The 13,646-nt window shown below is 40.9% G+C and carries 14 protein-coding genes and 1 other RNA gene; 7 read left to right on the top strand and 8 right to left on the bottom strand.

Annotated elements, in window-relative coordinates; translation table 11 throughout:
• From E5A76_RS18700 to smpB, 4 genes are all read right to left on the bottom strand, one after another.
• On the bottom strand, positions 1 to 733 hold a 733-nt coding region (locus tag E5A76_RS18700), incomplete at its 3' end, for a TOTE conflict system archaeo-eukaryotic primase domain-containing protein (RefSeq protein ID WP_422615821.1).
• A gap of 250 nt (positions 734 to 983) precedes the next feature.
• Positions 984 to 2,222: an integrase domain-containing protein gene (locus E5A76_RS18695; protein ID WP_161119845.1), complete on the bottom strand. Its 1,239-nt coding sequence runs from the start codon at positions 2,220 to 2,222 to the stop codon at positions 984 to 986.
• A gap of 165 nt (positions 2,223 to 2,387) precedes the next feature.
• Positions 2,388 to 2,757, bottom strand: a transfer-messenger RNA (tmRNA) gene (gene ssrA / locus E5A76_RS18690).
• Between the two features lie 112 nt (positions 2,758 to 2,869).
• Positions 2,870 to 3,352 (bottom strand): SsrA-binding protein SmpB, encoded by a 483-nt coding sequence (smpB, locus tag E5A76_RS18685; protein ID WP_008988379.1) that lies wholly within the window; start codon positions 3,350 to 3,352, stop codon positions 2,870 to 2,872.
• 206 nt (positions 3,353 to 3,558) lie between these two features.
• Here smpB and E5A76_RS18680 point away from each other — a divergent pair, with 206 nt between their 5' ends.
• Together E5A76_RS18680 and E5A76_RS18675 are read left to right on the top strand one after the other, a co-directional pair.
• Entirely contained in the window at positions 3,559 to 3,993 is a 435-nt protein-coding gene (locus E5A76_RS18680) for an SRPBCC family protein (RefSeq protein ID WP_008988378.1), read from the top strand.
• On the top strand, positions 3,983 to 4,288 hold the full coding sequence (locus E5A76_RS18675; protein WP_107166791.1) for an RnfH family protein: 306 nt from the start codon (positions 3,983 to 3,985) through the stop codon (positions 4,286 to 4,288). Before E5A76_RS18680 ends, E5A76_RS18675 begins: the two co-directional genes overlap by 11 nt.
• A 77-nt stretch (positions 4,289 to 4,365) precedes the next feature.
• Here the strand turns inward: E5A76_RS18675 and bamE are convergent, their stop codons facing one another.
• The 3 genes from bamE to nadK form a co-directional block, all read right to left on the bottom strand.
• Positions 4,366 to 4,722, bottom strand: coding sequence for an outer membrane protein assembly factor BamE (gene bamE, locus E5A76_RS18670; protein ID WP_008988376.1), 357 nt, complete (start codon positions 4,720 to 4,722; stop codon positions 4,366 to 4,368).
• A gap of 170 nt (positions 4,723 to 4,892) precedes the next feature.
• Complete coding sequence (gene recN / locus E5A76_RS18665; RefSeq protein ID WP_161119844.1) at positions 4,893 to 6,560, bottom strand: DNA repair protein RecN; 1,668 nt, start codon at positions 6,558 to 6,560, stop codon at positions 4,893 to 4,895.
• Positions 6,561 to 6,729: 169 nt separating this feature from the next.
• A complete protein-coding gene (gene nadK / locus E5A76_RS18660; RefSeq protein WP_008988374.1) occupies positions 6,730 to 7,611 on the bottom strand; it encodes an NAD(+) kinase in 882 nt (293 codons plus the stop codon).
• Between the two features lie 195 nt (positions 7,612 to 7,806).
• On the opposite strand from nadK, the gene grpE reads away from it, so the two are divergent.
• From grpE to dnaJ, 3 genes are all read left to right on the top strand, one after another.
• The gene (grpE, locus tag E5A76_RS18655; RefSeq protein WP_008988373.1) at positions 7,807 to 8,421 is read left to right on the top strand and encodes a nucleotide exchange factor GrpE; all 615 of its coding nucleotides are present in this window, start codon (positions 7,807 to 7,809) and stop codon (positions 8,419 to 8,421) included.
• Between the two features lie 215 nt (positions 8,422 to 8,636).
• Positions 8,637 to 10,550, top strand: coding sequence for a molecular chaperone DnaK (dnaK, locus tag E5A76_RS18650; RefSeq protein ID WP_053987860.1), 1,914 nt, complete (start codon positions 8,637 to 8,639; stop codon positions 10,548 to 10,550).
• A 101-nt stretch (positions 10,551 to 10,651) separates the two neighbouring features.
• Entirely contained in the window at positions 10,652 to 11,788 is a 1,137-nt protein-coding gene (gene dnaJ, locus E5A76_RS18645; RefSeq protein ID WP_053987859.1) for a molecular chaperone DnaJ, read from the top strand.
• Positions 11,789 to 11,858: 70 nt separating this feature from the next.
• Here dnaJ and E5A76_RS18640 read toward each other — a convergent pair whose 3' ends face one another.
• Positions 11,859 to 12,269, bottom strand: a complete 411-nt coding sequence (locus tag E5A76_RS18640) for a type IV pilin protein (protein WP_161119843.1) — start codon at positions 12,267 to 12,269, stop codon at positions 11,859 to 11,861.
• A gap of 132 nt (positions 12,270 to 12,401) precedes the next feature.
• Here E5A76_RS18640 and E5A76_RS18635 point away from each other — a divergent pair, with 132 nt between their 5' ends.
• Together E5A76_RS18635 and E5A76_RS18630 are read left to right on the top strand one after the other, a co-directional pair.
• Positions 12,402 to 12,974: a GspH/FimT family pseudopilin gene (locus tag E5A76_RS18635; protein ID WP_161119842.1), complete on the top strand. Its 573-nt coding sequence runs from the start codon at positions 12,402 to 12,404 to the stop codon at positions 12,972 to 12,974.
• Positions 12,967 to 13,551 carry a PilW family protein gene (locus E5A76_RS18630; RefSeq protein ID WP_161119841.1) on the top strand — a complete coding sequence of 195 codons (585 nt, stop codon included), beginning with the start codon at positions 12,967 to 12,969 and terminating at the stop codon, positions 13,549 to 13,551. Before E5A76_RS18635 ends, E5A76_RS18630 begins: the two co-directional genes overlap by 8 nt.
• Positions 13,552 to 13,646 lie beyond the last annotated feature (95 nt).

Here is a 13,646-nt window from a genome sequence, read left to right as displayed (position 1 = left end):
CATACGTGTCGTATTTTATAAAAAATCGACTAAGTATCTTTTCGAGATTATTTATAGATATTTTATTAGTTTCTTCTAGTATATAGAGGTTATCTTCAAGAACATCATCAGTTAGTTCATTGATAACTTTGCTTTCAAAAAGGCAGTCTTTACGTATTAGATATGAATATGCGCCTGACTTTTTATGATGTGAAAGTGGGATTTTTACCCCAAGTCCCACACCAGAAGAAGGTTTAGAAGATTTGGGAAACGTATCTATACCAAGCAATGAGTGGTCGTAGGTTAAATTAGAATCATCTAAAATCGCTTCTAGAACTTCGTAAGCAGTAGAGTAGTACACGTTTTCTGAAAAAAGTATCCAAACGTGATAACCCCTATTACCTGAATACTCGGTTAGGCAGGGGATATTTTTTAAAGATAAGTAATTGACAAATTGGCTGACGGTTAATAGAAGCTCTTCTTCGGCAACCTTTCTTGTTTCAGATCCTAAATGTTCCTTCAGAATATCAAAGTCATAGCATATCCACTTTACGGTGTAATCCTGTTGCTTTTGATAAACAGCTATTGAACCTTGCTCATTTAATGACTTTTTAATGAGTGAGGCTGAGAGAAAACCATACTTTTTATGATAAACACCATCATCTTGCTGGCGGGCATAGAAGGGTTGATCACTAGAAAACAGTGCATGTAACTTTTGGGCAATCTGACCTTTCAAATTTTGGAGATCTGTCATATTTATTTTGCTTAGAGTTAGAGTGATCCTACATTATAACAATATTTTTTTATACCTGTCAGTGGGATAGATATTACAAGTAAAGTCTGACCCGCCGTAAGGTAAGTGTTGCCTATTATTGTCTTTGATTAGGTATTCAGCACCTTTAATCAAAGTAGGTAACATTCTTCTTTTTATTAAAGTGTCAGAAATAGCCAGAACAAATACATATTAAGAGTATCTCTCAATAAAAAGCTGCTTTTGAGTTTTATTAAATTACATTTAATTGCTTGCTACCTGTTATAGAAAGGCAGCCAAGTGATGCTTTCATTATATGCTCGCTCCACCATACCATCATCGGAATACGTCTTTCGAAATAATCAGTTCGATTATATGCACTTCGAACTTGATTTCCATCGACATGAGCAAGTGATGCTTCAATTAAGTCAGAATCAAAGCCTTGCTCATTGAGAGTGGTACTTGCTAATGAGCGAAATCCATGACTAACTAGCCTCTTCTCAAACCCCATACGTTTGAGAGCCATATTTGCTGTTTGGCTGTTATAAGACTTGAGTGGATTTCTATCCGAAGGAAAGACAAATTCTCGATGCTGACTGATTGGTTTCATCACTTCTAATAAAGCAACTGTTTGATCGGTTAAAGGAATACGGTGTTCGCGCTTTTTTTTCATTCGCTCTGCTGGAATGGTCCAAATTCTCTGACTTAGATCTATCTCACTCCATCGAGTAGCTGCAGCTTCAAAAGGGCGGGTCATTGTATGTAATTGCCATTCAATTAAGCAGCGAGTCGTGCGTTTTATATTTGCGTTTGCTATGGCATTCATTAATTCAGGCAATCCTTCAGGCTTGATCGATGCCATATTCTTTTTTTGAGGTTTTTTGAAGGCCGCTTTTATTCCTGTTAATGGATTGGCATTAACGAAACCGCAATTAGTTGCAAAATCCATGATTTCGTTTAGACGTTGAGTTAATCGCTTAACTGTTTCTAAGCTGCCTTTAGCTTCTATAGGCTTAAGTGATTCGATAACTAAAGGAGCTGTAATGTCTTTGACGGGTGTTGTTGATAAGTTGGGGAATATATGTAATTCGAGTGAGCGCCATATGTCTACCGCGTAGTCAGGCGTCACACTTTCTTGTTTAATATCAAACCACTCTTTAGATACATTAAAGAAAGTATGTTGATGGACTGTTTTGTGTTCTTGCTGTTTACGTTTTTTATCTTCTTGTGGATCGATATCTTGAGCGATGAGCTCTTTAGCTTCCAGAGCTTGTTTACGTGCGAGAGCAAGAGAAAGATCGGGATACTTTCCTAAGGTGAGATTAGCTCTCTTTTTACTATTGGGGCGATAGTAATTAAATAACCAATGTTTTGAACCGCTAGGTTTGACTCTGAGTCGGAGACCACCGCCATCAAAGAGGCAGTACTCTTTGTCTCTTGGTTTTGCTGATTTGATTTCTTTATCGGTAAGTCGGGTAGTTATTTTTGCCATAATGGGTACACCATATTAATACCGTAATAACAGTGTACCCAAAGATGTACCCATAAATCAAAGATGTTACTGGACACCTTAGAACCTTACAGATACAAGAAAGCCCGCTAAGTCAGTAACCTAGCGGGCTCTCTGGACGTCCTAGGACGCCTTCGTATACGAATTTGGTGGAGCTGGCGGGATTTGAACCCGCGTCCAAAACCAGTCTAACCAATGGCGCTACATGCTTAGTCTGTCTTTAATCTCGTAAGTGCACTGCGAACAGACACGCTATGCAAATACATACCAGAATTCTATTTCGCGGTTCACCTCTCTAGTCAAAGGTTCCCTCGCTATCTTGTTTGGGTTTGAACCCCTGTTATTCCCCGTCTTACAAGCGGAAGCTAGGGCAGGAGCGCTCTTAGCAGGGTATTAAGCTGCTAGTGCGTAGTTTTCGTCGTTTGCGACTATTTTTTTGCGGCTTTTTTACGAGGCCAACCGCACCTCGGCATGCTCCACAAGCCTTCGTGATCCTGTCGAATCCTAAATCAGCCCCAGAGTTCGAACGATGTTAGCAGATTCTTTGAGGGGGTCAATAGATATATATACTATAAACGCCCAAACGATTGATTAGTAATCAAATGCTAATCTGCTGTTACGAAGAATTTTTAGCGATTGCTACTTTTCAGTATACGTGCTTTATCGCGTTGCCAATCTTTTGCTTTGCTGTCGGCGCGTTTGTCGTGCAATTTCTTACCACGTGCTGTACCGATTTTGATCTTCACAAAAGAGGCTTTCCAGTACATGTTCAGCGCAATAATGGTTTCACCATCACGGTTTACAGCACCTGCTAATTTATCAATTTCACGACGATTTAGTAGTAGTTTACGTGTACGTGTTGGATCAGCGACGACGTGCGTTGATGCAGCATTCAGTGGTGTGATGGTTAAACCAGAGATAAAGGCTTCGCCATTACGTAAGAAGACATAACTTTCTGTCATGTTTACTTTACCGTCACGGATCGCTTTTACTTCCCAACCTTGAAGTTGCATACCTGCTTCGTATTCGTCATTAATTGCAAATTCAAAGCGTGCAGTTTTATTTTTGGCAATAGTATTACTGCCTGGCTTTTTGTTTGGTTTTTTAGCCATGATGACCTCTTAAAGTCAGTGTTGCTGTCCCAAGTCAGCAGCAAATAATGCTGTGCATGGTCGAAATAAGTTATTGAACTTATCATAATTGTTGGCGGTAACAATAGCTATTTTGGCAGATCGACGACTAATGGTATTATAGTTGCGTCTCTTGTTGCGTAGTTGCAATGCGTCGCAGGGGCATTTTGTTCGATGAAGGAGAAGCTATGCCGCAGATTAGTCGCTCTGCACTTGTTCCGTTTAGTGCCCAGCAAATGTTTGAATTGGTCAATGATGTTGAATCCTATCCTGCGTTCCTACCGGGATGTGCTGGCAGTAAAATTATTGAAAGCTCAGCAGATCATATGATGGCGTCGGTTGATGTATCGAAAGCTGGCATCCGTAAAACATTTGTGACGCATAATAAGCTGGTTGATTTTAATCAGATCAACATGCAGCTAGTGGATGGCCCTTTCCGTAAACTTGTCGGTGGTTGGACTTTTACTGAGCTTGACGCTACGGCATGTAAGATCGAATTGAATTTAGAATTTGAATTTACCAGCGGCTTAATTGATGCAGCTTTTGGTAAGATTTTCCGCGACTTGACCAGTAATATGGTTCAGGCATTCACTCAACGAGCAAAAGAAATTTATGCATTCTGATCAATCGTTAATCCATGTTGAGGTTGTTTACGCATTACCCAATGCACAGCGAGTTTTAAAGTTAGCTGTTGTTGCTGATACGCCGATACAGGAAATTATTGAACAATCTGGCATTTTAGCTATGTATCCTGAGATTGACTTAAAGAAAAATAAAGTAGGGATATATAGTCGTAATGTGAAATTAGACAGTACAGCAAGAGAAGGGGATAGAATTGAGATCTATCGTCCGTTAGTGGCAGATCCACGTGAGATCCGTCGTAAACGTGCTGAGCAAGCTAAACTTAATGCTGAATAGAAGCACTAACGGTTAAAGTTTGAATATAAAAAAAGCTCGCATTGGCGAGCTTTTTTGTTATGACAAGAACAAAACCATTAATTAATTGGTGTTAAAAATTGAGGGCTTTGTTTGTAATCTCCTTTCATACTCACAAGTTGTGCTTGTGGGTTGAATGTTAAGATCAAATTCTTCTGGATCGGTTTGTCATGGCCGTTTTGTTCGTAGAAGATATAGTTCCATGTATCAGGGTAACTTGGGTCTACTAACATAGGAGTGCCCAGTACATATTGAACTTGCGCTTTGGTCATGCCGACACGAAGCATATCTACACTTTTTTGTTCTACGTAGTTACCTTGGTCGATATCAATGCGATAAACCAAACGTTCTGCGATTGAACAGCCACTAAGTAAGCCTAACGCTAGGGTTAGGGCTGCAATGTTTTTCCAAGTCATAGCATCCTGGCTTTTTAGCTTTAACTGCTGCGATGATAAACAAGGTCTATGCAGAAGTAAAAAGCGGTAAAGAAAAAAAGTAAATAATTTTGATATTCGACTATTACTTCTCGTAATAGTTGCATCTGTCTCTTAGTTTATTTCATAACCGCTAAATAAGCGAAACTTAATCAAGCCGCAATCAATAACTCTTTTGCATTTGCCAATGTGCGTTCAGTAATTTCACTACCACCGAGTAGGCGAGCAAGCTCTGCGACACGATCATCTTCTGTTAATGGACGCATATTGGTTTCAGTTTGACCTTCTGACGTTTTCTTTGCTACGAACATTTGTTGATGACCACAGCCAGCGACCTGCGGTAAGTGAGTCACACACATGACTTGGGTTGATTCGCCTAGCGTACGCAGCATCTTGCCAACGATAGCAGCTGTTGGGCCACTAATACCGACATCGACTTCATCGAAAATAAGGCTTGGTGTTTCTACTTTTTGAGCCGTGATCACTTGAATCGCCAATGAAATACGTGATAGTTCACCACCTGATGCGACTTTGCCTAGTGGCTGTAATGGTTGACCTGGGTTGGTTGAGACTAAGAAGTTGATACTGTCGTAACCAATAGGGCTTAACATGCGGTCTGGATCGCTGGTGATGTTAATTGAAAACTCACCGTGCTCCATGCTTAGTGTATGCATACTTTCTGAGATCTTTTGATCAAGCTCTTTGGCATAACGCTGACGACTTTTACTGAGTTTTTCGGCTGCAAGCAGGCATTTTTGACGTAATGCTTCCACGTTTTCAGCCATTTCTTCTAAGCGTTCATCGCTGCAATCAAGGTTTTCTAGCTCTTTGAGTAAGTCTTGATGCTTTTGATATAGTTCGTTTGGCATTACGTAGTGCTTACGTGCCATCGACATGATTTTTGATAAACGTTCTTCTAAATAGATCAAGCGGTGTGGATCCATATCTAAGTTATCAAGGTAGCTGCGTAGCTCTTGGCTTGCTTCCTGTACCTGGATGATCGCTTCTTCCAACATCTGTGGGATTGCGTTTAGGTTATTATCGTACTCACCTAAATTGCATACTTGCTGACAAGCCATTTGTAGTAGCTGTAACGCATTACCATCATCACCGTCGTAGAGAGCAGAAAGTGCTGTTTGGCTAGCAACAGCAAGCTCACCACTGTTTGATAGGCGCTTATGCTCTTCTTCAATCTCAATAAATTCTTCTTCACCTAATGCTAATTCATCTAGCTCTTTGACTTGGTACTGAAGTAATTGTTTTTGCGCTTCGTTCTCTTCACGACTTTGTGTTAGACGTTTTAGCTCGTTGTGCGCTTGGCGCCAGCGTTGGTAGGTTTCACGTGTTTTATCTAACAGCATGTGGTGACCTGCATATTGATCAAGCATTTGCTGTTGATAATCAGGACGCATTAGTTGCTGGTGGGCATGTTGACCATGAATGTTGATCAGTAGCTGTCCCAATGCTTTTTGTTGTGATGCAGGAACAGGGCTGCCATTAATGAAGCCACGAGAGCGACCTTCTTTGGTGATCACTCGGCGTAAAATACACTCTTCACCATCCATTAAATCGTTATCTTCTAACCAACGACGTGCAGCTTGGTTGTTTGCTAATGAGAAAGCGGCAGAGATCTCTGCTTTGTCTTCATTGGGGCGAACCATTGAAGCTTCTGCACGATCGCCAAGGCATAAACCCAGTGCATCGATGGCAATAGATTTACCTGCACCCGTTTCACCTGTAATGGTGGTCATACCCGGTTTAAGTTCAAATTGAAGCGTTTTAACAATGGCAAAGTTAGAGATAGTCATGTGTGCCAGCATGTGTTCACCTGTTTAAATCAACACCTGTTTTTTCATACAGTATATACTGTATCTATAACCAGTAAAGTATTGAGTGAAGAAATATGCTGAAAAATATGATTTGGATTAAGTTTTTGAAATGCAGATAGAAATAAAGCCAGTGTAGAAACTGGCTTTATTGGAATATTGTTTAGAAGAGGCGGCTAGACCAACCGAGTTTTCCTCGCAAGATATTATAATAGCTGTAATCTTTCGGATGGATCAGCTGTAACCTGTCTTTGCTTTGGTAAATATGAATTTCATCACCAGGGCTAACAGGTAAAGATACCTGACCGTCACAACTGACTTCTAATGTGCTGCCATTATTGGGTGATACCAGCAGTTTGATACAGCGATCACCATCTACCACTAATGGTCGGCATGACAGCGTATGTGGGAACATGGGTACAAGCGCAATAGCATTTAAACTTGGTGACAAAATAGGACCACCACCAGAGAGCGAATAGGCTGTTGAACCTGTTGGTGTCGCAATAATTAAACCATCAGAGCGTTGCGAGAACGCGAAGCTATCATCAATATAAACTTCAAACTCAATCATGTGAGCGATTTTATCTGGGTGCAGTACGGCTTCGTTTAGTGCGGCGTTTCTGCTTTTTACTTGTCCGTGGCGATGCACTTCAGCTTCTAATAAAAAGCGATCTTCTTTAATGAATTCCCCGTCTAGCACACGTGCGAGTGGTGCTTCAAAATCATCAGGGTCAAGATCGGTTAAGAAACCAAGGTTGCCACGGTTTACTCCAATCACAGAGATATCAAAACGAGATAATACACGTGCAGCGCCAAGCATGTTGCCATCACCACCGACCACAATAGCTAGATCGGCTTTTTCCCCAAGAGTGAGCAAATCGTAGAAACAGTCTTCTGGTATATCAAGATCATTGGAAAGGCGATGATCCAATAAAACGGTGTAATTTTGTGCCACCAACCATTGATACAAACTCATATGTGTTTGTAGGGCATCTGGGTTACGTGGTTTACCAATTAACGCAATGGTTTCAAAAATACGCGTCATCTCTTTGTTCCAACAAATGATAGTGAGGGCAGTATAGCCTTAGAAAAAAAAACTTGTCGCTGTTTGTTATCAATATTGGGTTGAATCATTGAACTTCATCCCCATAATATGCCCAAGACTGTTTGAAACGTAGCGAATATTGATATACCGCTACTGATTAATTCATACCCTATTATCTTGGCGGAGAAATGACGCATGACAAATAAAGACCACAATGTACAGGATGAGCAGCTTAAAGATGCAGTTGAGGCTGTAGAAGTTGAAGCTGTTGAGGGTGAGTTTGTTGAATCTGAAGAAGAATTATACTCAGCGCGTATTGCAGAGCTAGAAGCGGCACTATTAGCAAGCGAAGCACAAGCTAACGAAGCAAAAGACATGGCACTGCGTGCACGTGCAGAAGGCGAGAATGTACGCCGTCGTTCAGAGCAAGAAATTGATAAAGCACGTAAGTATGCATTAAACAAATTTGCAGAAGAATTATTGCCAGTAATTGACAACCTTGAGCGTGCGCTTGAAATGGCAGACAAGACTGATGAATCATCAAAAGCGATGATGGAAGGTGTTGAGCTAACGCTAAAAACAATGACAGATACAGTGGCGAAGTTTGGTTTAACGCAAATTAACCCACAAGGTGAAGCATTCAACCCTGAATTCCACCAAGCAATGGCAATTCAAGAAAGTACTGAGTTTGCACCAAACACAGTAATGATGGTAATGCAAAAAGGTTACGAGCTAAATGGCCGTGTGATCCGCCCTGCAATGGTAATGGTGTCTAAAGCGGCTGCGGGTAACGTAAATACGCAAGCGTAATTATTGCTATCTGTTAGCGCATAAAAGCCCACTTCGGTGGGTTTTTTTATTTTTTTTGAAAATATTTTTATTTTGCCCTTGAAAAGCATTCTAGCGACCTTATTTAGTAGTCATAAGACATTAAATATATTTGTCACGGGTAACCCCCGAACCGCTAACTCAGAATGCGTTCTAGAGTGTAGCAAGTAAATATAACGAATTTCGGAGATAGTCTGATGGGTAAAATCATTGGTATTGACTTAGGTACTACAAACTCTTGTGTGGCAGTACTTGACGGCGACAAACCACGTGTAATCGAAAACGCAGAAGGCGAGCGTACAACAGCATCAGTTGTTGCATACACTCAAGATGGTGAAACGCTAGTTGGTCAACCAGCAAAACGTCAGGCAGTAACAAACCCTGAAAACACACTATTCGCAATCAAGCGTCTAATCGGTCGTCGTTTCGAAGACGAAGAAGTTCAGCGTGATATCGAAATCATGCCTTACAAAATCGTTAAGGCTGACAACGGTGATGCATGGGTAGAAGCAAAAGGCCAAAAAATGGCTGCTCCTCAAGTATCTGCTGAAATCTTGAAGAAAATGAAGAAAACAGCTGAAGATTTCCTAGGCGAACCAGTAACTGGCGCGGTAATCACAGTTCCTGCTTACTTCAACGACGCACAACGTCAAGCAACTAAAGATGCGGGTCGTATCGCAGGTCTAGACGTTAAACGTATCATCAACGAACCAACAGCAGCTGCACTTGCTTACGGTCTTGATAAGCAAGGTGGTGATCGCACTATCGCTGTTTACGACCTTGGTGGTGGTACATTCGATATCTCAATCATCGAAATCGATGAAGTTGAAGGCGAGAAAACTTTCGAAGTACTATCAACAAACGGTGACACACACTTAGGTGGTGAAGACTTCGATACACGTCTAATCAACTACTTAGTAGACGAATTCAAGAAAGAGCAAGGTATCGATCTGAAGAACGATCCACTTGCTATGCAGCGTCTAAAAGAAGCAGCAGAAAAAGCGAAAATCGAACTATCTTCTGCACAGCAAACTGATGTAAACCTACCTTACATCACAGCTGATGCGACTGGTCCTAAGCACATGAACATCAAAGTGACGCGTGCGAAACTAGAATCTCTAGTTGAAGACCTAGTTCAACGCTCTCTAGACCCACTAAAAGTGGCACTAGCTGATGCAGACCTAACTGTTGGTGACATCACAGATGTTATCCTAGTTGGTGGTCAAACTCGTATGCCTATGGTTCAAGCAAAAGTTGCTGAGTTCTTTGGTAAAGAAGCACGTAAAGACGTGAACCCTGATGAAGCTGTTGCTGTAGGTGCTGCTGTTCAAGGTGGTGTTCTTGCTGGTGATGTTAAAGACGTTCTACTTCTAGACGTTACTCCACTATCTCTTGGTATCGAAACCATGGGTGGCGTGATGACTAAACTAATCGAGAAGAACACAACTATCCCAACAAAAGCGAACCAAGTGTTCTCTACTGCTGAAGATAACCAAAGCGCGGTAACTATCCACGTTCTTCAAGGTGAGCGTAAGCAAGCGAGCTACAACAAGTCTCTAGGTCAATTCAACCTAGAAGGTATTCAAGCAGCTCCTCGCGGTATGCCACAAATCGAAGTAACTTTCGACCTTGATGCTGATGGTATCCTAAATGTATCTGCAAAAGATAAGACTACTGGTAAAGAGCAGAAGATCACTATCCAAGCTTCTGGCGGTCTAAGCGATGCAGATATCGAGAAAATGGTTCAAGAAGCAGAAGCTAACAAAGAAGCTGATAAGAAGTTCGAAGAGCTAGTAACTGCACGTAACCAAGCTGACCAGCTAATTCACGGTACTCGTAAGCAAATCGAAGAAGCGGGTGACGCACTTCCAGCTGACGACAAAACAGCAATTGAAGCAGCTGTAACTGAACTAGAAGAAGCACGTAAAGGCGAAGATAAAGAAGCTATCGACGCTAAAGTACAAGCTCTAGTTGCAGCTTCTCAAAAGCTAATGGAAATCGCTCAACAGAAAGCACAAGCTCAACAAGCTGATGGTGCAGGTGAGCAACAAGCTAAGCAAGACGACGACGTTGTTGATGCTGAGTTTGAAGAAGTTAAAGACAACAAATAAGAACGTAATTAATACTTATTAATTAACATCTTATTTAAATTACGGGCGTTTGAGGTTACTCTAACGCCCGTAAATATATCTAGCCAGGTGACAATCAAGTTATGTCTAAACGTGATTTATATGAAGTGCTAGGCGTAGCCCGTGACGCAAACGAGCGTGACATCAAAAAGGCATACAAGCGCTTAGCGATGAAGTACCACCCAGACCGTAACCAGGGTGATGAGGAATCAGCAGAGAAATTCAAAGAAGTGAAATACGCTTATGAAATTCTTACTGATGGCCAAAAGCGCGCGGCTTACGATCAATATGGTCATGCAGCCTTTGAACAAGGTGGTATGGGCGGTGGCGGCGGCTTCGGCGGCGGTGCAGACTTCAGCGACATCTTTGGCGATGTGTTTGGCGATATCTTTGGTGGCGGTGGTCGTCGTCAACAACGCGCACAGCGTGGTTCAGATCTTCGCTACAACATGGAGCTAACGTTAGAAGAAGCTGTTCGTGGTTGTTCAAAAGAAATCCGTGTACCAACATTAGTTGGTTGTGACAGTTGTGATGGTTCTGGTTCGAAGAAAGGTTCATCAGCAACAACATGTACTACCTGTCATGGCGCAGGCCAAGTACAAATGCGTCAAGGTTTCTTTGCCGTACAGCAAACCTGTCCACACTGTCATGGTCGTGGTCAAATCATCAAAGATCCATGTGATAAATGTCATGGCGAAGGTCGTGTAGAAGAAACCAAAACGTTATCCGTTAAAATTCCTGCAGGCGTTGATACTGGCGATCGCATTCGTCTAACTGGCGAAGGTGAAGCTGGAGAGTTCGGTGCACCAGCAGGTGACTTGTACGTTCAAGTACATGTGAAAGAACACAACATTTTCCAACGTGATGGCAATAACCTACATTGCGATGTACCAGTAAGCTTTACGATGGCAGCACTCGGCGGTGAAGTTGAAGTGCCGACCCTTGATGGTCGTGTAAACTTAAAAGTTCCAGCTGAAACCCAAACCGGTCGTATGTTCCGTATGCGTGGTAAAGGTGTGACATCTGTTCGCGGTGGTATGACGGGTGATCTGATTTGTCGTTTAGTGGTAGAAACACCAGTAAACTTAAGCTCACGCCAAAAAGAGCTACTTCAAGAGCTTGAAGAGACATTTGGTGGAAAAGCAGCAAGTAAGCACAAGCCAAAATCAGAAGGTTTCTTCAAAGGTGTGAAGAAGTTTTTTGATGATCTAACTAACTAAGATTAGTTAATTTAGAATTGAAAAAGCCGACGGATTTGTCGGCTTTTTTGTATCACTTTTATGGCTTAATTTACCAACAAGATGCAGGGGTACCTGTACTATTTTGGTTCAGAGTTAGATCATTAATTAAACAAGTATCATTGTTGGCTTGAAACTTGGGTTTAGCAATAATTGTATAGGAATTAGTGCTTGCATTTGAAATAGACAGTGAATATTTAGAGGTATCTATATCGCAAAATGAACATGTATCATTATTATTAATTTCTGACACCAAAGGCATAGCTTCATACCCACCAGAAGTTTTTGCATAATCACCTTCAAGTGCTAACTGGATCTTTACCATATCTCCCATAGCTTGAGTTCGGTGTCCTTTCAAAACGTAAGACTGGTAAGAAGGGTAAGCAATAGCTGAAATAACACCAATAATCGCCACCACGATTAACATTTCGATCAGAGTCACGCCTTTTTGTTTAGTCATCATCCTTAATCTCTTTATTTTACGAGTCCCATCGATATCTGATTTTTCTCTTATCCTTGCTATTTTGCGTTGATGTTAATCTATGAATCAAGGTGCTCTTAAGGATCGAGAGCCGTATTTAAAGGGATTTGAGGAATGGCTCGCGGAAATTCATCCTATTTTCATTACATACATTTTATCGCTAAGCGACAGCGAGGTTTTACTTTGCTTGAATTAGTGATCGCCGTGTCTGTGATGAGCATTATGTTAGCGATGGCTGCGCCGAGTTTTAGTAACCTAATAGCCTCACAAAAAATAAAAAGACTTGCAACTGAGCTTGAATGGATCATGGTACAAGCTAAATCTGAAGCTGTGATGCGCGGCGCTAATACAAAATTACATTACATCAGTGTTAATACAACACCATCAAGTATCAATAATTGGTCAATTGTTTTAAAAGACAATACTGGGAACCAACTATCATCAATATCTTCTGATAGCTTTTCAAATATAAAAATTTGTCGCACTTTTACAAGTAATGATACTGAGTTTAAATCGAGAGATGGTAGACCTAAGACTTCCGGTGGAATTGTCTTTTATGTTGATGCAGCAAAAAAAGTAAAAGTGATCACAAGTCATTTGACTGGGCGAATATATGCTTGCTCTATTGGTTTAGATAGTTACGGTTTTAAAGCGTGTGCAAGTTCAGGGGTAAGTAGCTGTGTATAAACAGAAAGGATTTAGCTTACTTGAATTATTGATCTCAATGTCTATTGGCTTAATAGCCATTGGTATTGTTGGTAGTTTATTTCTACATGGAAATAAACTTGCAGCAGAAAGAAGTAAGCAGTTAATGCTAGCACAGGATATGAACGATGCGTTAAGAATGCTTAAGGAAGATGTTTTACGTGCAGGTTATAATGAAGGTAAGGGCTCAAGTTTTATTGTAAGTGGCGCATCAAAGATAGTGACCTTATCTCCATCATCTGGCACCGCAACTTGCTTAACGTATGGTTTTCATGATGGCTCTAAAGACTATTTTCGTTCTTATTATATTGAAAATAATAAATTGAAAATATATAGCACCTCAGCATCAGGTGCGACTTTAGCTAATGGGTGTTCTGGTGGTTCATCAATGTTAGATGAAAATTTACTTATAGTCGATTATTTCAATGTTTATACAACTCAATTATCAAGTGCTCAATCATCGACACAGTTAATAAAAGTTGATTTGAAAGTTTCTCATTTTGATGGCTCATCATCGGTTGAAAAAAGTTTTGATGTAAAAATAAGGAATTGGCAGTAATGAATAAGTATCGTCAATCAGGGATGACAACATTACTAATTACAAGCATGTTATTGATCGTTGCTTTATTATTGTCCTTAGGTTCTTATAAAAAC

The sequence above is a fragment of the Photobacterium lucens genome, from assembly GCF_009873615.1.
In the GTDB taxonomy this organism is placed as follows: Bacteria; Pseudomonadota; Gammaproteobacteria; order Enterobacterales; family Vibrionaceae; genus Photobacterium; species Photobacterium lucens.
The sequence above is the reverse complement of the archived record's forward strand: the minus strand, read 5'-3'. Positions and strand labels throughout refer to the sequence as shown.

What these genes read in the sequence shown, in the direction of transcription:
- E5A76_RS18695 (WP_161119845.1), bottom strand. Translation starts at nt 2,222, where the DNA reads ATGGCAAAAATAACTACCCGACTTACCGATAAAGAAATCAAATCAGCA.
- smpB (WP_008988379.1), bottom strand. Translation starts at nt 3,352, where the DNA reads ATGGCTAAAAAACCAAACAAAAAGCCAGGCAGTAATACTATTGCCAAA.
- E5A76_RS18680 (WP_008988378.1), top strand. Translation starts at nt 3,559, where the DNA reads ATGCCGCAGATTAGTCGCTCTGCACTTGTTCCGTTTAGTGCCCAGCAA.
- E5A76_RS18675 (WP_107166791.1), top strand. Translation starts at nt 3,983, where the DNA reads ATGCATTCTGATCAATCGTTAATCCATGTTGAGGTTGTTTACGCATTA.
- bamE (WP_008988376.1), bottom strand. Translation starts at nt 4,722, where the DNA reads ATGACTTGGAAAAACATTGCAGCCCTAACCCTAGCGTTAGGCTTACTT.
- recN (WP_161119844.1), bottom strand. Translation starts at nt 6,560, where the DNA reads ATGCTGGCACACATGACTATCTCTAACTTTGCCATTGTTAAAACGCTT.
- nadK (WP_008988374.1), bottom strand. Translation starts at nt 7,611, where the DNA reads ATGACGCGTATTTTTGAAACCATTGCGTTAATTGGTAAACCACGTAAC.
- grpE (WP_008988373.1), top strand. Translation starts at nt 7,807, where the DNA reads ATGACAAATAAAGACCACAATGTACAGGATGAGCAGCTTAAAGATGCA.
- dnaK (WP_053987860.1), top strand. Translation starts at nt 8,637, where the DNA reads ATGGGTAAAATCATTGGTATTGACTTAGGTACTACAAACTCTTGTGTG.
- dnaJ (WP_053987859.1), top strand. Translation starts at nt 10,652, where the DNA reads ATGTCTAAACGTGATTTATATGAAGTGCTAGGCGTAGCCCGTGACGCA.
- E5A76_RS18640 (WP_161119843.1), bottom strand. Translation starts at nt 12,269, where the DNA reads ATGATGACTAAACAAAAAGGCGTGACTCTGATCGAAATGTTAATCGTG.
- E5A76_RS18635 (WP_161119842.1), top strand. Translation starts at nt 12,402, where the DNA reads ATGGCTCGCGGAAATTCATCCTATTTTCATTACATACATTTTATCGCT.